Source organism: Roseovarius atlanticus, assembly GCF_019802205.1.
Lineage (GTDB): Bacteria > Pseudomonadota > Alphaproteobacteria > Rhodobacterales > Rhodobacteraceae > Roseovarius > Roseovarius atlanticus_A.
Genome location: NZ_JAHVHQ010000004.1, coordinates 72257 through 89429, shown reverse-complemented (window position 1 = coordinate 89429; position 17173 = coordinate 72257). Strand labels below are relative to the sequence as shown.

General features: G+C 66.4%; 16 protein-coding genes. 6 read left to right on the top strand and 10 right to left on the bottom strand.

Going from position 1 to position 17173, the window contains the following annotated elements; genetic code table 11:
* The first annotated feature begins 73 nt into the window (after positions 1 to 73).
* The 4 genes from gpmI (at position 74) to KUV49_RS17000 (ending at position 4605) form a co-directional block, all read left to right on the top strand.
* Positions 74 to 1591, top strand: a complete 1518-nt coding sequence (gpmI, locus tag KUV49_RS17015) for a 2,3-bisphosphoglycerate-independent phosphoglycerate mutase (RefSeq protein WP_222452176.1) — start codon at positions 74 to 76, stop codon at positions 1589 to 1591.
* Positions 1588 to 2727 (top strand): murein hydrolase activator EnvC family protein, encoded by a 1140-nt coding sequence (locus KUV49_RS17010; RefSeq protein WP_222452175.1) that lies wholly within the window; start codon positions 1588 to 1590, stop codon positions 2725 to 2727. Before gpmI ends, KUV49_RS17010 begins: the two co-directional genes overlap by 4 nt.
* An 8-nt stretch (positions 2728 to 2735) precedes the next feature.
* Positions 2736 to 4082, top strand: a complete 1347-nt coding sequence (locus KUV49_RS17005) for a S41 family peptidase (RefSeq protein WP_222452174.1) — start codon at positions 2736 to 2738, stop codon at positions 4080 to 4082.
* A 67-nt stretch (positions 4083 to 4149) separates the two neighbouring features.
* Positions 4150 to 4605, top strand: coding sequence for a GNAT family N-acetyltransferase (locus KUV49_RS17000; protein WP_222452173.1), 456 nt, complete (start codon positions 4150 to 4152; stop codon positions 4603 to 4605).
* 37 nt (positions 4606 to 4642) lie between these two features.
* Here the strand turns inward: KUV49_RS17000 and KUV49_RS16995 are convergent, their stop codons facing one another.
* The 9 genes from KUV49_RS16995 to KUV49_RS16955 all read right to left on the bottom strand — a co-directional run bounded on the left by KUV49_RS16995 (position 4643) and on the right by KUV49_RS16955 (position 13716).
* On the bottom strand, positions 4643 to 5776 hold the full coding sequence (locus KUV49_RS16995) for an aminotransferase class I/II-fold pyridoxal phosphate-dependent enzyme (RefSeq protein ID WP_222452172.1): 1134 nt from the start codon (positions 5774 to 5776) through the stop codon (positions 4643 to 4645).
* A 16-nt stretch (positions 5777 to 5792) separates the two neighbouring features.
* Positions 5793 to 6137, bottom strand: a complete 345-nt coding sequence (locus KUV49_RS16990) for a DUF2794 domain-containing protein (RefSeq protein ID WP_152493970.1) — start codon at positions 6135 to 6137, stop codon at positions 5793 to 5795.
* A 576-nt stretch (positions 6138 to 6713) separates the two neighbouring features.
* Entirely contained in the window at positions 6714 to 7424 is a 711-nt protein-coding gene (locus KUV49_RS16985) for an SDR family oxidoreductase (RefSeq protein ID WP_222452171.1), read from the bottom strand.
* Positions 7421 to 8950, bottom strand: coding sequence for an AAA family ATPase (locus KUV49_RS16980; protein WP_222452170.1), 1530 nt, complete (start codon positions 8948 to 8950; stop codon positions 7421 to 7423). The genes KUV49_RS16985 and KUV49_RS16980 overlap by 4 nt, the downstream gene beginning before the upstream one ends.
* Positions 8951 to 9072: 122 nt before the next feature.
* Complete coding sequence (locus KUV49_RS16975; RefSeq protein WP_222452169.1) at positions 9073 to 9708, bottom strand: acyl-homoserine-lactone synthase; 636 nt, start codon at positions 9706 to 9708, stop codon at positions 9073 to 9075.
* Positions 9709 to 9805: 97 nt separating this feature from the next.
* A complete protein-coding gene (locus tag KUV49_RS16970; protein WP_222452168.1) occupies positions 9806 to 10531 on the bottom strand; it encodes a helix-turn-helix transcriptional regulator in 726 nt (241 codons plus the stop codon).
* Positions 10470 to 10691, bottom strand: a complete 222-nt coding sequence (locus tag KUV49_RS16965; protein WP_222452167.1) for a hypothetical protein — start codon at positions 10689 to 10691, stop codon at positions 10470 to 10472. The genes KUV49_RS16970 and KUV49_RS16965 overlap by 62 nt, the downstream gene beginning before the upstream one ends.
* A gap of 222 nt (positions 10692 to 10913) precedes the next feature.
* Positions 10914 to 12206 (bottom strand): crotonyl-CoA carboxylase/reductase, encoded by a 1293-nt coding sequence (gene ccrA / locus KUV49_RS16960; protein ID WP_222452166.1) that lies wholly within the window; start codon positions 12204 to 12206, stop codon positions 10914 to 10916.
* Between the two features lie 133 nt (positions 12207 to 12339).
* Positions 12340 to 13716 (bottom strand): 1-acyl-sn-glycerol-3-phosphate acyltransferase, encoded by a 1377-nt coding sequence (locus tag KUV49_RS16955; protein ID WP_222452165.1) that lies wholly within the window; start codon positions 13714 to 13716, stop codon positions 12340 to 12342.
* A 430-nt stretch (positions 13717 to 14146) separates the two neighbouring features.
* Between KUV49_RS16955 and KUV49_RS16950 the strand changes: the two genes are divergently transcribed.
* Both KUV49_RS16950 and KUV49_RS16945 read left to right on the top strand, forming a co-directional pair.
* Positions 14147 to 16126 (top strand): protein meaA, encoded by a 1980-nt coding sequence (locus KUV49_RS16950; RefSeq protein ID WP_222452164.1) that lies wholly within the window; start codon positions 14147 to 14149, stop codon positions 16124 to 16126.
* A 32-nt stretch (positions 16127 to 16158) separates the two neighbouring features.
* Complete coding sequence (locus KUV49_RS16945; RefSeq protein ID WP_222452163.1) at positions 16159 to 16509, top strand: nuclear transport factor 2 family protein; 351 nt, start codon at positions 16159 to 16161, stop codon at positions 16507 to 16509.
* A 74-nt stretch (positions 16510 to 16583) separates the two neighbouring features.
* Here the strand turns inward: KUV49_RS16945 and KUV49_RS16940 are convergent, their stop codons facing one another.
* Entirely contained in the window at positions 16584 to 17162 is a 579-nt protein-coding gene (locus KUV49_RS16940; protein WP_222452162.1) for a DUF4168 domain-containing protein, read from the bottom strand.
* Between the last annotated feature and the right edge of the window lie 11 nt (positions 17163 to 17173).

The following is a 17173-nucleotide window of genomic DNA, read 5'->3' as shown; positions in this document are numbered from 1 at the left end:
GGAAGCGGGCAAGAAAGCGGTTCACCACCCGGTTCAGACGGGTTAGAAGCGGCCAAGGATTCAGGAGGCAGGATTGAGCGCGCCAAGACCCGTAGTTCTGTGTATTCTCGACGGTTGGGGACTGAGCGAGGCGCGTGAGGCGAACGCGCCCGCGCTGGCCGCGACGCCGCATTTCGACCGGCTGATGGAGACATGTCCGAATGCCACGCTGATCACCCATGGCCATGACGTGGGCCTGCCCGAGGGGCAGATGGGCAATTCCGAGGTGGGGCATCTCAATATCGGCGCGGGCCGGGTGATCGAGATGGATCTGCGGCGCATCGACCGCGCCATCGAGACCGGCACGTTCGGCGCCCTGCCCGGCTTCATCCGGTTTGCCGACAAGGTCGAGGCCGCGGGAGGCACCGCGCACCTGCTGGGCGTTTTGTCGGATGGCGGGGTGCACAGCCATATCGGGCACATGATCGCGGCGGCCAACGCGCTGACCGCACGGGGCGTGCCGGTGGCCATTCATGCCTTCACCGACGGGCGCGACGTGGCGCCGACCTCGGCCAAGGTGTACCTGGAGGCGTTGCGCGCGGCGCTGCCCCTGGGGGCGCGGATCGCCACCGTGTCGGGGCGGTATTACGCGATGGACCGGGACAACCGCTGGGACCGGGTGCAATTGGCCTACGAGGCGCTGGCCCATGGCGAGGGGTACACCGCCGCCACCGCCGCCTGCGGCATCGACGAGGCCTATGCCAAGGGCCGCACCGACGAGTTCATCAAGCCGCGCGTGCTGGGGGATTATGACGGCATGAAGGACGGCGACGGCCTTTTGTGCCTCAATTTCCGCGCCGACCGGGCGCGCGAGATCCTGGCGGCCTTCGCCGATCCCGAGTTCGACGATTTCGAGACCGGCCTGCGCCCGGCCTTTTCCGCCGTCAGCGGGTTCACCGAGTATTCGCGCCGGCACAGCGCCTACATGGACTGCATCTTTCCCGACGAGCAGCCGGTGAACACGCTGAGCGCCTGGCTGGCGCAGCATGGCAAGCGCCAGTTCCACACCGCAGAGACCGAGAAATACCCGCATGTCACCTTCTTCCTGGCCGGCGGGCGCGAGACGCCCGAGGACGGCGAGGCGCGGTACATGGCCCCGTCGCCCAAGGTGGCGACCTATGATCTGCAGCCCGAGATGTCGGCGGGCGAGGTCACCGACCACCTGGTGGAGGCCATCGCCGAAGGCTACGATTTCATCGTGGTGAACTATGCCAACCCCGACATGGTCGGCCATACCGGCGACCTGGGGGCCGCGATCCGCGCCTGCGAGGCGGTGGATGCGGGGCTGGGCCGGGTGCTCGACGCGCTGGACGCGGCGGGGGGCGCCATCATCGTCACCGCCGATCACGGCAATTGCGAGACCATGATCGACCCCGTCACCGGCGGGCCGCATACCGCGCATACCACCAACCCGGTGCCGGTCATCGTCAGGGGCGCGCCCGAGGGCGCGCGTCTGCGCGACGGGCGGCTGGCCGACCTGGCGCCGACGGTGCTGGACCTTATGGGCCTGCCCAAGCCGGACGAGATGACCGGGACGAGCCTTCTGGAATGATCCGCGCGGCGCTTCTTTCGCTGGCGCTCATGGGCGGCGCCCCGGCCCTGGCGCAGGATCCCGGCACAGAGGCGCGGGCGGCGTCGGACCGCCTGAACCGGGCCGCGGCGCTGATGGAGGCGGCCGAGGGCGCGGCCAACCGCGTGAAGGCGCTGACCGAGGTGGTGGGGGCCTACGAGGACGGGCTGGAAGCCATGCGCGAGGGCCTGCGCCGCGCCGCCATCCAGGAAGAGGCGCTGTCGCGCCGCCTGCAATCGCGCGAGGACGAGATCGCCCGCCTCTTGGGCGTGTTGCAGAGCATGGCGCAATCCGAGGGGCCGGTGCTGTTGTTGCATCCTTCCGGCCCGATCGGCACGGCGCGGTCGGGCATGATCCTGTCGGATGTCACCCCGGCGCTGGAAACCCGCGCCGCGGCCCTGCGGGCCGAACTGGAAGAGGTGACCGTGCTGCGGCAGTTGCAGCAAAGCGCGCTCGACACCCTGCGCGAGGGGCTGCAGGGCGCACAGGATGCGCGCACGGCGCTGAGCCAGGCGATTGCCGACCGCACCGACCTGCCGCGCCGGTTCGTCGAGGACCCGGTGAAAACCGCGCTCTTGGTGGCCTCGACCGAAACGCTGGAAGGGTTCGCCAGCGGGCTGAGCCAGATCGCGGTCGACGAGGTGCCCGGATCGCTGCCCGGGATCGACGCCCGCAAGGGCAGCCTGCGCCTGCCGGTCGAGGGGCGCATCCTGCGCCGTGCCGGAGAGGCCGATGCCGCCGGGATCGTCCGGCCCGGCATCCTGATGGCGACCCGGCCCCGGGCACTGGTGACCACGCCGGCCCCGGCCACGCTGCGCTATCGCGGCGAGCTTCTGGATTACGGCAACGTCGTGATCCTGGAGCCGCAGGCGGGGCTTCTGATGGTGTTTGCCGGGCTTGACGTGGTGTACGGCGAGATCGGCGAGGTTCTGCCGGGCGGCAGCCCGATCGGCATGATGGGCGCGCCCGAAGGCGAGACCGGCGAGGATGCTAACGCGCTCTTGATCGAGAATGAAAAAGATGCGGGTGCGTCCCGGAGCCAAACCCTTTATATAGAACTGCGAGAAGACAACGAACCCGTCGATCCGGAGACCTGGTTCGAGACAAGCGAAGGATGAGCAACCCGATGAAGAAGTTTCTGATCGCCGCCCTCGTCGGCAGCCTGACGGGCGCGGTCGTGACAACCCAAGTCGCCGCGCCGCTTCTGGCGCAGGAGGCGGCCAAGACGACGAATGTCTACGAACAGCTTGACCTCTTCGGCGATATTTTCGAGCGAATCCGCTCGCAATATGTCGAGGAAGTGGACGAAGGCGAACTGATCGAGGCCGCGATCAACGGCATGTTGACCTCGCTCGATCCGCATTCCAGCTATCTCAGCCCCGACGATGCCGCCGACATGCGGGTGCAGACCCGCGGCGAGTTCGGCGGGCTTGGCATCGAGGTGACGCAGGAAGACGGATTCGTGAAGGTCGTGTCGCCGATCGACGGCACGCCGGCCGAGAATGCCGGCATCGAGGCGGGCGATTTCATCACCCATGTGGACAGCGAAAGCGTGCTGGGCCTGACCCTGGACGAGGCGGTGGAAATGATGCGCGGCCCGGTGGGCAGCGAGATCGTCATCACCGTGGTCCGCGAAGGCGAGGCGGAGCCGTTCGACGTGTCGATCGTGCGCGACACGATCAAACTGACCGCCGTGCGGGTGCGGACCGAACAGCAAAGCGTCGTGCTGCGGGTGACCACGTTCAACGACCAGACCTTCCGCAACCTGGAAAGCGGCCTGGCCGAGCAGATCGAGGACGCGGGCGGCATCGACAAGATCAACGGCATCGTGCTGGACCTGCGCAACAACCCCGGGGGCCTGTTGAACCAGGCGATCCAGGTCAGCGACGCGTTCCTGGAAAAGGGCGAGATCGTCAGCACACGGGGCCGTGCGCCCGAGGATGGCGAGCGCTTCAACGCCAAGCCGGGCGACCTGGCGGAGGGCAAGCCGATCGTGGTGCTGATCAATGGCGGGTCGGCCTCGGCGTCGGAAATCGTGGCCGGCGCGCTGCAGGATCACCGCCGCGCCATCGTCGTGGGCACCAAGAGCTTTGGCAAGGGATCGGTCCAGACGGTCATGCCGCTGCGGGGCGACGGCGCGATGCGCCTGACCACGGCGCGGTATTACACGCCGTCGGGCCGCTCGATCCAGGCGCTGGGTGTCAGCCCGGACATCATCGTGGACCAGCCGCGCCGCGCCGAGGAAAGCGAGGAGGACGAGGAGGAAAACCCCGCCAACCGCTTTGACCGCTCCGAGGCGGACCTGCGCGGACGGTTGGACAATGACAGCCTGAGCGAGGACGAGATCCGCCAGATCGAGGAAGACCGCGAGAAGGTCGAGCAAGCCGCCAAGCTGCGCGAGGAAGACTACCAGCTGGCCTATGCCATCGACATCCTCAAGGGCCTGACGGCGCTGGGTCCGGAATACGAGTGATCCGGTCCGGCAATGAATTGGCAAACGGGCGGGATGATCCCTGCCCGTTTTCGTTTTAGACTGCGTCATGCCCGAATTGCGCCAGCCTTCCGTGCGAGACCTTGCCGACCTCACGGCCCTGTGCCTGCGGTCCAAGGCTTATTGGGGATATGACGCGGAGTTCATGGCCGCCTGCGTGCCGGTGCTGACGCTGACCGAGGCCGATCTGAAAGACATTCCGACGATCACCGAGGTCGAGGGCGAGACGCTGCTCGGCATGGTGCAGGTCTCGAACGGGGACGAGGGCTGTACGCTGCAAAGGCTCTTCGTCGACCCCGCGCATATGGGCATGGGCACCGGGCGGCGGCTGTTTCAGTGGGCGGTCGGGACGGCCCGCGGGATGGGGGCCGCGGAAATGATCGTCGAGTCCGATCCCGGCGCGGTGCCCTTCTATGTCGCCATGGGCTGCCGTCCCGCGGGCGCGGCCCCGTCCGAAGCGATCCCGGGCCGGATGCTGCCGCGCCTGGTGTACGACCTGCGGTAGGCCCCACGAAATTCGTACGAATTTCGTGGGCCGCCGATCAGCCGGCGCGCGTCAGATGCGCCTCCATCGCCGCCAGTCCTTCGTCCAGCCCGCGCCGCCCGAAGCCGAGGCGGAAGCGGTCTGTCGGGGTCGGCCCGAGGTCGGAGCGGTAGATCGTGCCGGGCAACAGAAGAACGCCCGACTCTTCCACCAGCTTGCGGGCGAAGTCCTCGACTCCATCCGCCCCCAGGTAGCGCGGGAAGCCCATGCAGGCACCGTCCGGCCGGTGCCAGTCGAAGAGGTCGGGATGGCGGGCGAAGAACGCGTCCCATTTGGGCAGGTTCTCGTCGACGATGGCGCAGTTGCGCGCGAGGATCGCATCGCGGTTCTTGAGCGCGATCAGCGCCAGCCGCTCGCTGGGGCCGGAATTGCAGATCGACAGGTAGTGCTTCATCCGCTCCATCCGGCTCAGCACCTCGCGGTCCTGGCAGGCGATCCAGCCGATCCGCAGCCCCGGAAGACCGTAGGATTTCGACATCACGCCCAGCGAGAGCCCGCGTTCGTAGACATCGGCGATGAACGGCAGGTGTTCGGCGTCCGACGGGCCGAGACCGTTGAAGATCTCGTCATGCAGGATCCAGATTCCGTGGTGGCGGCAAAGCGCGATCAGCGCGTCATAGCGGTCGCGCGGCAGGATCGCGCCGGTGGGGTTGTGCGGAAAGTTGATGGTCAGCAGGCGGGTGTTCGGGCGGATGGCGGCGCGCACCCGGTCGATGTCGAGCGACCAGCCATCGTCCGGGTCGAGCGGCACGCCGGTCGCCTCGCAGATCGCCAGGGGCAGGCTTTCATGCGACTGGTAGTTGGGGGTGACCACGATGGCGTGGCTGTCGGCGTCCAGCAGCACGGTGTTGGCGGCGAAGATGCCCTCGCTGGCCCCGGCGAAACACAGGATATTGTCCGCCGGTTGCGCCTTGTAGGTTGCGGCAATCGCCGCGCGCAGGTCGGGCGCGCCGTAGGTTTCGGTATAGCCCAGCCACATAGTCTCGAACCCGTCGCGGTCCTCGGGGCTGGCCATGGCCAGCAGTTCGGGAAGGGACATGCTCTCGGCGTCCGAGGCGGTCATGTGGTGGCGGGCCTTGAATTCCCACTTGGCGAAATGGGTTTCCAGCCGAAAATCGGGCAGGGTCGTCATGCGTTTTCCTGTTGGTTCAGTCTACCGCACGGATAAGCTTGCGCTCCAGCACGCGCAAGACGGTGCGCAGGTCGTGCCCGCGTTTCAGCACCTGCCCGTCCATGCCGATCACCGCGTATTGCCCCTGCCGGCTGCGCAGCTTGGGGCGTTTCTCGATCCGGTAGAGCGGGTTCTCGGCGGTGCGGCGGAAGACCGAGAAGATCGCCACGTCGCGCAGGCTGGAGATCCCGTAGTCGCGCCATTCTCCGGCGGCGACCATGCGGCCATAGACCGACAGGATCGCGGCAAGCTCGGTGCGGTGGAAGGCCACCTGTTGCGCGCTGCCTTGCGGCGGGAACGGAGAGGTGGGTTGAAATGTCATGTCTTCAGAGTTGCGGTAAAAGGGTGGCGAGGCAAGGGATTTGTGGTCCGGGCGGGGTCGGACGGCTGAGCGGTGCTGCTGGGATCCGAAGGTGAGCCGGGGTCTCGCGGGGCGAGAGATCCTCGGGTCGAGCCCGAGGATGACGTTGCGCGGGAAAGGCCGGGCGCGCTGCGTCGAACCGGAAGAACCACGGCACCCAGGGGGGAGCCGGGGTCTTGCGGCGTGAGAGATCCTCGGGTCGAGCCCGAGGATGACGTTGCGCGGGAAAGGCCCGGGGCGCGGCGTCGAACCGGATGAACCACGCATCCCGGACCCGGTCCGGGATCTCGCGGGGCGAGAGGCGCTCGATAAACGAGGCCCCGCGCGGAACCAAGGCGCGGCCACGCCGCGCCGCCGCGCGATCGTCCGGTGACCGAAAGGCGATTGCAAGCAATCGCTGAAAGGGGGGCCGCCCGGACGGGCTGGCGATTGGGTGACAATGGCGCGCCGATCAGAGGTATTACGGATGCGGCTTCCATAAAGCGCCATGTACACGTGTCGGCTCGCCATCCCGCGGTCTGGCAATCGCGCGGCTCCCTACCCCCGGCCGATATAGGGCATCTTCGTCGCCATCACCGTCAGGAACTGGACGTTGGCCTCGGGCGGCATCTCGGCCATGTGCAGGACAGATCGTGCGGCGTTTTCCACGTCCATCGTGTGCATCTCGGGATTGGCCTGTTTCAGGCCCGCCACAAGCTCGCTTTCCGCATTGCCGATGTCGATCTGCCCGCAGGCGATGTCGAACGGCCGGCCATCCAGCGACAGGGACCGGGTCATGCCGGTGATCGCGTGTTTCGACGTGGTATAGCAGATCGAGCCGGGGCGCGGCACATAAGCGGACAGCGAGCCGTTGTTGATGATCCGCCCGCCCTGCGGGTCCTGCGCGCGCATGGCGGCGAAGGCCAGCCGCGCGGTGATGAACATGCCGCGCAGGTTGACGGCCATGACCTCGTCGAACTCTGCCACGCTGACCGCGTCGGGCGTGGTCGAGGGACCGAACATGCCGGCGTTGTTGAACACCGCATCCAGACGCCCGGCCTTGTCCAGAAACGTCCCGAAGGCGCGGGCCATGGCGTCGGCATCGGTCACGTCGGCGGGCAGAACCACCGCCTCGCGGCCCTGGGCCACCTCTTTCAGCTTGTCGGCGCGGCGGGCGAGCAGCCCCACGCGCCAGCCTGCGTCAAGGAACACTTCGGCCGTGGCGCGGCCGATGCCCGAGCTGGCCCCGGTGATCAGGATGGATTTCATGCCTCTTCCTCCGCTTCCAGTTCCAGGGGCGCGGGCGCCGCGCGCAGGTCGTCGATGCGCAAGGCCCCGGTGGGTTTGGAAAGCCGGTTGCGCACCACCCAGTGCAGCCGCTCCTCGGCGCGGGTGATGGCGACATAGGCCAGACGCTTCCACAAGGGCTGCCCCGCCTCGGTCCGGCCCATGCGGGCGGCGGCATAGATGTCGGGGGCAAAGACCTGCACGTCGGGCCATTGCGAGCCTTGCGCCTTGTGAATGGTCACCGCCGCGCCATGCAGAAAGGTGGCCCCCATGCGGGCGGCGAAGGGGATGAACGGCTCTTCCTCGTCGGGCTTCTCGATCTTGACGATGCTGGCGGCGCTGACGCGCGGGTCCTCGGCGCCCATCACGTGCAGGCGGGAAAAGCCCGGCTTGCGGCCCGCGCCCAGATAGATCACCTGCGCGCCCTTGATCAGGCCGCGCGCCTCCAGATCCAGCCGCTTCTTGCGGTGCTTGAGCGGCAGTTCCAGCCCGTCGCAAATCAGCGGCTCGCCTTCCAGCAATTCGGTGTCGGGCGCGCCGTGCACGGCGCGGAAGGCGTTGATCAGGCGGATGCGGGTGGCGTTGCGCCAGACGAGGACGGGGGAGCGCGCCATCAGGTCCACCTCGACCCTTTGCGCCCATTGCACGCGGTCGTCCTGCGCCGCCTTCTGTTCCACCAGTCGCTCGAAATCCTGGAAGCCCGCCTCGGGGTCGCCCAGCGCATGGGCCAGGTCCAGGATCGGGTTGTCGGCATCCTGTCGGTGGATGCGGTTCAGCGTCAGCTTGGCGGGCGCGGGCAGCCCGTCGAAGACCATCGCGCCGGACTGGTTCACCGGGGCCAGCTGCGCGGGGTCGCCAAAGAGAAGCAGCGTCGGAAAGATTTCCTGCAGGTCCTCGTATTGCTTTTCATCCAGCATCGAGGCCTCGTCGATGAAGCCGATATCCAAAGGCTCTTCGCGGCGCTTCCAGCCGGTGATGAAATCGCTGCCCCTGAGACCGGCGGCGGCCAGCGCCCCGGGGATGGACTTGTGCGTGCCGTAAAACAGCCGCGCGCGTTCCAGCGCCTCTTCGGTCAGGCCCTCGATCTCGGGCTTGTCGCCATTGCCGGCAAGCCATTCGGCGATGCGCTCGTATTCGGGGTCGTAGACGGGAGTATAGAGGATGCGGTGAATGGTGGTGGCGGGCACGCCGCGCATCCGCAGAACGCTGGCGGCCTTGTTGGTGGGGGCAAGGATGGCCAGGGTGCGCCGGTCCTTGCGGCGGCGGCCTTCCCAGTCGCCCGAGACCACGTCGACGCCCGCCTCTTCCAGCGCGCGGTAGAGGGCGGCCAGAAGCAGAGTCTTGCCCGAGCCGGCCTTGCCCACAACGGCCATGACGCGGGTTTTCCCCTCGCGCGGCGGGGTCAGCATGCCCTCTTCCAGGTCGACACCCACCTCGCGCAGCGCGGCGGCGATGCGGTCATGGGCCTCGGCCTGGTCGTCGGAATAGATGAGCGCGGTCTGGGACATGGCGCGACCCTACAGCCGCGCACACCGCTGCACCAGCGCGGGCACCATTTTCTGCGCAGAAAATGGGCCGGAAAATGCGTATTTTCCGGCTCGGAATTTGCGCAAATTCCGGTGCGCCCCGCTCAGGCCGTTTGCGCGAAAGGCTGGCGCTCGTCGCCAAAGCTGCGGCGGAACCACTGCTCGCTCAGCTGCGGGGTCACGCCGGCGCGGCGGGCCACCTGGGCGCGGGCGGCATCGGTGAATTCCCACAAGCCCACGCTGATCCGGTCGCGGCCCGCGCCGGTGCTGCCCAGAACCTCGGGCGAGGAGCCGATCATGCGGTAGATCCGCACCATGCGCGCATCGAACACGCCGGCGAAATGCTGCACGCCGAAATGGCGCATCAACTCACCCCCGCCCAGCATCAGCGCGGCGGCGACCCGGCTTTCGGCGCCGCGCGCCAGGCAAAAGCGCGTGCATTCCCAGATGTGCGGGCTTTGAATCGTGCCGCCGCCCAGGATGTCGGTGAAATGGTCGTTGATCATCGTGCGCCCGGTGGTGGGCAGGAACCGCATCGAGCCCTTGTGGCGCCCGTCCGCCCCTTCCCAGATCACGTAAAGCGGGTTGAGGGCGTCGTATTCATCGCGCTCGAACCCCTGCGCATCGACGCGGACGTCCCAGCCGAGCCGGGTTCCGAACTGGTCGGCCCGGTCGCGGAACAAGCCATCGGACAGCTTGGCGAAACGGCTCAGTTGATCGGCGTATAGGTAGCGTAGCATGGTCGAATTCCCCTCTGTCGTGACGATAAGAGGAAAATTCTCGACAATTCGTTAAGCGCCCGTGCGAGCACCGCGCGTTGCGGTCACCGGCGTCATGTCAGATCACGATCAGCCCCTGGCTGATGGCGCGGGCCACGGCATGTACGGTGTTGATCGCCCCCAGCTTGAAGCGCGCGGATTCGATATAGACCCGCAGCGTGTGTTCCGAGATCGACAGCGTGTCGGCCACCTGTGCCCGGCCATAGCCCAGCGCCAGCAGCGTCAGCGCATCCACCTCGCGCGGGGAAAGCTGCCGCGCGGGCGCGGGGGCGCGGTCGGGCTCGAACTCCAGCGCCTTCTGGTTGAAGGTGTGGGCGCACAGGATCAGCTCGCGGCGGCGCGACTCGGTGAACGCCGCCCAGGCGTCGTCATCGCAGCGATGGTTCACGGTGAAGAGCGCGAACTGCCCGTTCGGCCCGCGCAGCGGAATGGAATAGCCCTGGTTGCCCAAGCCATGGTCCAGCGCCTCTTTCAGGAAGGCCTGCGCGGGCTTGCCGGACCAGTCCAGGCGCTTCCAGTCGACCGGGTGGAACCGCTGGTAACAGCCCTTGATGACAGGGTCGATGCGCAGGTAATCCTTTTCGACATAGCGCGCCACCCAGGCCGGATCGTAGGTGCCGCAGCCGTACTGGTCGCCCGCCGCGCTGACCCAGTGATAGACGAGATGGTCGATGTGGAACAGGTCGCGCAGGCGTATGGCGACGTCCTGCAGGTCCGCCGGGTCACGGGCGCGTTCGAGGTCTTCCAAGATCGGTTCGAGCCGCCGTGGCGGTTGCACGTTCATACCCAGTCGTCCCTTCCCGCGCGGGCGTCGATTTCGACGTCAGCTCCGCCGCCGCGACGAGTCTCGTGTCGTCGATCTGTTCGGCAAGCTCCGCAAGACCGTTCTGCCGAGCGAAGGTCCTGAGGTCGGCCAGGACGTCAAGTATCCACTCGTTCTGCATCACAGCCTCCTCCGGGAGCGGTTAACGAAAGGTTAACTCAACTTTAGCATGTTTAAGATTTTGGCCGTATTCGCGGTTTTTCACTCCCCGGAAATAGCGAGGGCGAGATTTCCAGCCTCCTGAATTCGTTGAACCCGGCGCAGGACAAGAAAAGAAGCCCGCGAACCGGGTCCCCGATTCGCGGGCCAGATGCGGGCCGAACCGGCCCGACAGGGAGAAAGCTTAACTTTTCTTGCCGGCGTCCAGCACGTCCTCGACCGTGCGCAGGCCGGTGCGGGGCGATTGCACCAGCACCGCCATGTTGCCCGGCTTGTGCTCGTTGCGCAGCATCTTCATGTGTGCGCCGGGGATCTCGTCCCACGGGAAGACCTCGGACATGCAGGGGTCGATGCGGCGCTCGACCACCAGCTTGTTGGCGGACGAGGCCTGTTGCAGGTGGGCGAAGTGGCTGCCCTGCAGGCGCTTCTGGTGCATCCACATGTAGCGCACGTCGAAGGTGCAGTTGAACCCGGTGGTGCCGGCGCAGATCACGACCATGCCGCCCTTCTTGCACACCAGCGTCGAGACCGGGAAGGTCGCCTCGCCCGGGTGCTCGAACACGATGTCGACGTTGTTGCCCTTGCCGGTGATGTCCCAGATCGCCTTGCCGAACTTGCGCGCCTCGGTGAACCATTCCTTGTATTCCGGGCTGTTCACCTTGGGCAGCTGGCCCCAGCAGTTGAAATCCTTGCGGTTGATGACGCCCTTGGCGCCGAGGGACATGACGAAATCGCGCTTGTCCTCGTCCGAGATCACGCCGATCGCGTTGGCGCCCACGGTGTTGGCCAGCTGGATCGCGAAGGAGCCGAGGCCCCCCGACGCGCCCCAGACCAGCACGTTCTGGCCGGGCTTCAGCTCGTGCGGGTGATGGCCGAAGAGCATCCGGTAGGCGGTGGCGAGCGTCAGCGTGTAGCAGGCGCTTTCCTCCCAGCTGAGGTGCTTGGGCCGCGGCATCAGCTGTTGCGCCTGCACGTTGGTGAACTGCGCGAAGGAGCCGTCGGGCGTCTCGTAGCCCCAGATGCGTTGCGTGGGCGAAAACATCGGGTCGCCGCCGTTGCAGTGGATGTCGTTGCCGTCGTCCTGGTTGCAGTGGATCACGACCTCGTCGCCCACTTTCCAGTTCTTGACCTTGTCGCCCACGGCCCACACGACGCCCGACGCGTCGGAGCCCGCGATGTGATAGTCCGCGCCATGCCCGTCGAAGGGGCTGATCGGCTCGCCCAGACCGGCCCAGATGCCGTTGTAGTTCACGCCCGCGGCCATCACCAGCACCAGCACCTCGTTGCTGTCGAGCGTCGGCGTGTCCACCACCTCGACCTGGAACGACTTGTCGGGCTCGCCGTGACGTTCACGGCGGATGGCCCAGGCATACATCTGCTTTGGTACGTATCCCAGGGGCGGCAGTTCGCCGATCTCGTAGAGGTCTTTCTCGGGCGCGTCGTAGGGCGCGATTCCGGTGTCGGTGTCCAGAGCCATCGGGGCCTCCTTCATAAGCGTTTGCCGCGATGCAGAATCGGGCGTGTCCGCACTGAAATATCTTTCATTGCGCAACAATGCAATGCCAACTTGTGTGTTTTTGAAATTTTATAACCCAGCAGTCGCAGAAAAATCAGCCGTTTTGCGCCGCATCTGCGAAAAACTGCCGGATCGAATTGGCGTAATAAACCAGCAGGTCGCGCTCTTCGGGCACGATCTCGATGCCCTGTGCGGTGTCGCGGACCAGCCCGCGCTTGCGCAGGATCCTCAGGCCGACCTCGACGGAATAGGCCAGATCCTCGCGCGGGATGTGGATATGGGCCTGGCCCAGGCTGTCGGTCATCCCGGCCAGCACCTCTCTCAGCTCAACCTCGGGCAGCGGCGTTCCGGCCGCCAGGAGGGCGTGGGCGACCATCGGCACCGGCAGCACCGGCACCTCCTGCCCGATCCGCGTCATCAGGCGGTCGCCCAGCCTCTCGACCGGGGCGCCGGGGTGTTCGCGCTGAAACGCCGACAGGGAGACCGGCGCGCCGAAGCTGACCGCGGCATAGCCGTGGCGGTGATAGCGCCGGGTGACCCACAGCCAGACCTGTTTCAGCACGAAGCCCGCCACGACGCTGATCCGCGCCCCGAAGCGGCGCTTGCCCGCCTTGCCGGCCGCGACAAGGATGCGGTCTTCGAACACCCTGTCATAGTTCACGGCGACCGGCACGAAGACCACGTCGCGCCCGTCCGGTTCGCGTTCCTCGATGATGTATTTCAGGATCCCCAGCTTGGGCTTGGCCAGCGCCCCGTCGAGGCTCAGACCGCCCTCGGGGAACACGGCCTGAGTCACGCCGCCATCGGTGGCCATGCCGACATAGCGCGCCAGCACCCGGCGATAGAGCGCGTTGAGCGACCGGCGCCGGATGAAATAGGCCCCCATGGTGCGGATCAGCCGGCTGAGCGGCCAGACGCGCGCCCATTCGCCCACGGCATAGCTGAGCGCAGACTGCTCGGCGGCGAGCCACGTGACCAGCACGTAATCCATGTTCGAGCGGTGGTTCATCACGAAGATCACCGTGGCGTCGGGGTCGATCCTGCCGATCCCCTCTGCGTCGAACCGCCCCATCCGCACGCGGTAAAGCGCCGTGCTCAGAAGCTTCGCCAGCCGGATCGCGATGCCGAAATAGGCGGTTGCGGAAAAGCTGGGCACGATCTCGCGGGCATATCTCTTGGCCTTCTCGAACGCCACGTTCTCGGGGATGCCGTTTTCCCGCGCGTGCTCGGCGATGGCCTTGCTGACCTCGGGGTCGTAGATCAGGCGCTGGATCATGTCGTAGCGGCGCGCCAGCTTGAACGGCTCGATCTTGCGCTCCAGCCGCTGGTTCAGGCGGTTCACCACGCGTTCCATCCGGCGACGGAAGAACCAGCGCACCGAGGGGAACAGGAAATGCGAGGCAAAGGTGACCGCCGCGAAGAGCAGGATCAGCACCAGCAGCCACAGGGGAAGTTCAACCGTTTGCGTCATTGCCCGCACCATGCCAGCCCGCGTGAGGGGGTACAAAGGAAAACGCCGCCAGTGCGCTGCCGTTCGGCTCGCCGCCGCGCGATTGGCAGACCGCGGGCTGGCGAACCAACAGAAGTTCAAAGCACTTTATCCCCGCCAACTCCGAAGAACCTCAAATTGAAGCGCTTACGGCAACCAATCGCCAGACCGGGGGGCGGCCCCCCTTTCGGCGATTGCAGGCAATCGCCTTTCGGTCAGCGGCCGATCGCGCGGCGGCCTTCGGCCTTGATTCCGCGCGAGGGATAGTAGGCTGCCGTGTGTGCTTAGTGAGGCCACTCACCCCACCCCGCCTCGAATTGCCGCAACGCAGCGAATTGACAGGCTCACATAATTCCGAATAGTTTGCCGTTGTTGAAAGAAAGTTGCGCAAACCGATTCACGAGGCCGCCCGATGTCGCAGATGCAGAATGACACCCCCAAGGATCGTCCCTGGCTGATCCGCACCTACGCGGGCCACTCCACCGCCAAGGCGTCGAACGCGCTTTACCGATCGAACCTGTCCAAGGGGCAGACGGGCCTCAGCGTGGCGTTCGACCTGCCCACCCAGACGGGCTATGACAGCGACCACGTTCTCAGCAAGGGCGAGGTCGGCAAGGTCGGCGTGCCGGTCTGTCACCTGGGCGACATGCGCACGCTGTTCGATCAGATCCCGCTGGACCAGATGAACACCTCGATGACCATTAACGCGACGGCGCCGTGGCTGCTGGCGCTCTATGTCGCCGTGGCCGAGGAACAGGGCGCGGATGTCAGCGCGCTGCAGGGCACGGTGCAGAACGACCTGATCAAGGAATACCTCAGCCGCGGCACGTATATTTGCCCGCCGAAACCCAGCCTCAAGATGATCGGGGACGTGGCCGAATACTGCTACACCCATATCCCCAAGTGGAACCCGATGAACGTGTGTTCCTACCACCTGCAGGAGGCCGGCGCCACGCCGCAGCAGGAACTGGCCTTTGCGCTGGCCACCGCCTGCGCCGTGCTGGACGAGCTGAAGCCGCGCGTGCCGGAAGAGGATTTCCCGGCGCTCTGCGGGCGGATCAGCTTTTTCGTCAACGCGGGCATCCGGTTCGTGACCGAGATGTGCAAGATGCGCGCCTTCGTCGACCTGTGGGACGAGATCCTGCAAACCCGCTACGGCATCGAGAACCCCAAGTTCCGCCGCTTCCGCTATGGCGTGCAGGTCAATTCCCTCGGCCTGACCGAGCAGCAACCCGAGAACAACGTGTACCGCATCCTGATCGAGATGCTGGCCGTGACGCTGTCGAAAAAAGCCCGCGCCCGCGCGGTGCAGCTGCCCGCCTGGAACGAGGCGTTGGGCCTGCCCCGCCCGTGGGATCAGCAATGGTCAATGCGGATGCAGCAGATCCTGGCCTACGAGACGGACCTTCTGGAATACGAGGACCTCTTTGACGGCAACCCCGCCGTCGATGCCCGCGTCGAGCAGTTGAAGGACAGCGCCCGGCAGGAGCTGGAGACGCTCGACAGCATGGGCGGCGCGATCGGGGCCATCGAGCACATGAAGGCGCGGCTGGTGGACAGCAACGCCGACCGTCTTGGCCGGATCGAGGCGGGCGAGACCACGGTGGTGGGCGTCAACAAGTTCACCACGACCGAGCCCAGCCCGCTGCAATCCGAGGATGGCGGCATCATGCGGGTCGATCCGGCGACTGAGGCCGAACAGATCGACCGCCTGAACGCCTGGCGCAAGGAGCGCGACGACGAGGCGGTGAAAACCGCGCTGGCGGCCCTGCGCGAGGCGGCGGCGAAGAACGAGAACATCATGCCCGCCTCCATCGCGGCGGCCAAGGCGGGTGTCACCACCGGCGAATGGGCGGAACAGATGCGCCAGATCCACGGCCAGTATCGCGGCCCCACCGGCGTCTCGGGCAGCCCGTCGAACCGGACCGAGGGCCTCGACGATATCCGCGAGGCGGTCGATGCGGTCAGCAAGAAGCTGGGCCGCCGCCTGAAATTCCTGATGGGCAAGCCGGGGCTTGACGGCCATTCGAACGGCGCCGAGCAGATCGCCTTTCGCGCCCGCGATTGCGGCATGGACATCTCCTACGAGGGCATCCGCCTGACGCCCGAGGAGATCGTGACCGCCGCGCTGGAGGACGAGGCGCATGTGATCGGCCTGTCGATCCTGTCGGGATCGCACATGCCGCTGGTCGAGGACCTCTTGAACCGGATGCGCGAGGCGGGGCTGGGCCACGTGCCGCTGATCGTCGGCGGGATCATCCCCGAGGAAGACGCCAAGCGCCTGCTGGAAATGGGCGTGTCGCGGGTCTATACGCCGAAGGATTTCGAGCTGAACACGATCATGATGGATATCGTCACGCTGGCCGATCCCAAGGCGGTGGCCGCCGAGTGACCGACCGGACGGATCGCAACAGGGCCAGTGCCATGGCCTTTTACGACCTGATGTTCAATCAATGCCGCCCGCGCGAGGCCATCGCGCAGTTCGCGGGCGACACCTATATCCAGCACAACCCGCATGTCGCCGATGGCAAGGATGCCTTCATCGACTATTTCGAGAGGATGGCGCGGGACTATCCGGGCAAGCAGGTGCGCTTTGTCCGCGCGGTGGCCGAGGGCGACCTCGTGGTGCTGCACTGCCACCAGACATGGCCGGGCAGCGACGATTACGCCGGCATGGATATCTTCCGCTTCGATGAAAACGGCAGGATCGTCGAGCATTGGGACGTCCTGCAGGTCATCACCGGCCAGTCGGCCAACGACAACGGGCTGTTCTGATACGCTCCGGGGTCTTTCGCGGGGGATAGTGCGCGACCCCGGAGCGTATTGAGCGTGCCGTAGGTCCGGCGCGCTTACTCGGTCTGGGGCGCTTCGCTCTCGGCACCGTCCTCGGTGCCTTCGCCGGCTTCGGCCTCTTCTTCCGCGGCCTCTTGCGCGGCCTTGCCTTCGGCGGCGGCGACCTTGATCTCGTCAAGAATGCGCTGGTTCAGTTCCTCGTCCTGCTGTGCCGCGATGTCGATCGCCTTGAACTCCGCCGGGGTGATGTCGGCGATCACCTCGATGGCGTTGACGATGGAATCGTTGGCATAGGCCATCAGCTCGGCGCGCTTCTCGCCGTCTGTTTCGGCCTCGATCTTGGGCACGAAATGCTGCCCGACCGCGTTGATCGCCGCCAGCGCCTGCACGAACGCGCTGAGCTTCTCGTCGGTCAGGGTCTCGTTGCTGATGCCCTCGGCCGGCTCGATCTTCTCAAGCGACTTCGTCGGCGGCTCCTTCGCGGCCTGCTGGGTTTCGGCATTCTGGGTGCCGGTGGTCTCAGAGCCGGTGGTCTGCGAGTCCGTGCTCTCTTCGGTGCCGGTGGCCTCCTGCGCGATGCTGGCGGTGCCCAGCGACAGCGCGGCGGCGGTGGCGATTGCGATACGTGAAATCATTCTGGTCTCCT

Bases quoted from the DNA above. Each gene is read 5' to 3' on its own strand.
- KUV49_RS17000 (WP_222452173.1), top strand. From the start codon at position 4,150: ATGCCCGAATTGCGCCAGCCTTCCGTGCGAGACCTTGCCGACCTCACG.
- KUV49_RS16965 (WP_222452167.1), bottom strand. From the start codon at position 10,691: ATGCAGAACGAGTGGATACTTGACGTCCTGGCCGACCTCAGGACCTTC.
- KUV49_RS17005 (WP_222452174.1), top strand. From the start codon at position 2,736: ATGAAGAAGTTTCTGATCGCCGCCCTCGTCGGCAGCCTGACGGGCGCG.
- KUV49_RS16975 (WP_222452169.1), bottom strand. From the start codon at position 9,708: ATGCTACGCTACCTATACGCCGATCAACTGAGCCGTTTCGCCAAGCTG.
- ccrA (WP_222452166.1), bottom strand. From the start codon at position 12,206: ATGGCTCTGGACACCGACACCGGAATCGCGCCCTACGACGCGCCCGAG.
- KUV49_RS16955 (WP_222452165.1), bottom strand. From the start codon at position 13,716: ATGACGCAAACGGTTGAACTTCCCCTGTGGCTGCTGGTGCTGATCCTG.
- KUV49_RS16945 (WP_222452163.1), top strand. From the start codon at position 16,159: ATGGCCTTTTACGACCTGATGTTCAATCAATGCCGCCCGCGCGAGGCC.
- KUV49_RS16950 (WP_222452164.1), top strand. From the start codon at position 14,147: ATGTCGCAGATGCAGAATGACACCCCCAAGGATCGTCCCTGGCTGATC.
- KUV49_RS16985 (WP_222452171.1), bottom strand. From the start codon at position 7,424: ATGAAATCCATCCTGATCACCGGGGCCAGCTCGGGCATCGGCCGCGCC.
- KUV49_RS16980 (WP_222452170.1), bottom strand. From the start codon at position 8,950: ATGTCCCAGACCGCGCTCATCTATTCCGACGACCAGGCCGAGGCCCAT.
- KUV49_RS16940 (WP_222452162.1), bottom strand. From the start codon at position 17,162: ATGATTTCACGTATCGCAATCGCCACCGCCGCCGCGCTGTCGCTGGGC.
- KUV49_RS16995 (WP_222452172.1), bottom strand. From the start codon at position 5,776: ATGACGACCCTGCCCGATTTTCGGCTGGAAACCCATTTCGCCAAGTGG.
- KUV49_RS16990 (WP_152493970.1), bottom strand. From the start codon at position 6,137: ATGACATTTCAACCCACCTCTCCGTTCCCGCCGCAAGGCAGCGCGCAA.
- KUV49_RS17010 (WP_222452175.1), top strand. From the start codon at position 1,588: ATGATCCGCGCGGCGCTTCTTTCGCTGGCGCTCATGGGCGGCGCCCCG.
- KUV49_RS16970 (WP_222452168.1), bottom strand. From the start codon at position 10,531: ATGAACGTGCAACCGCCACGGCGGCTCGAACCGATCTTGGAAGACCTC.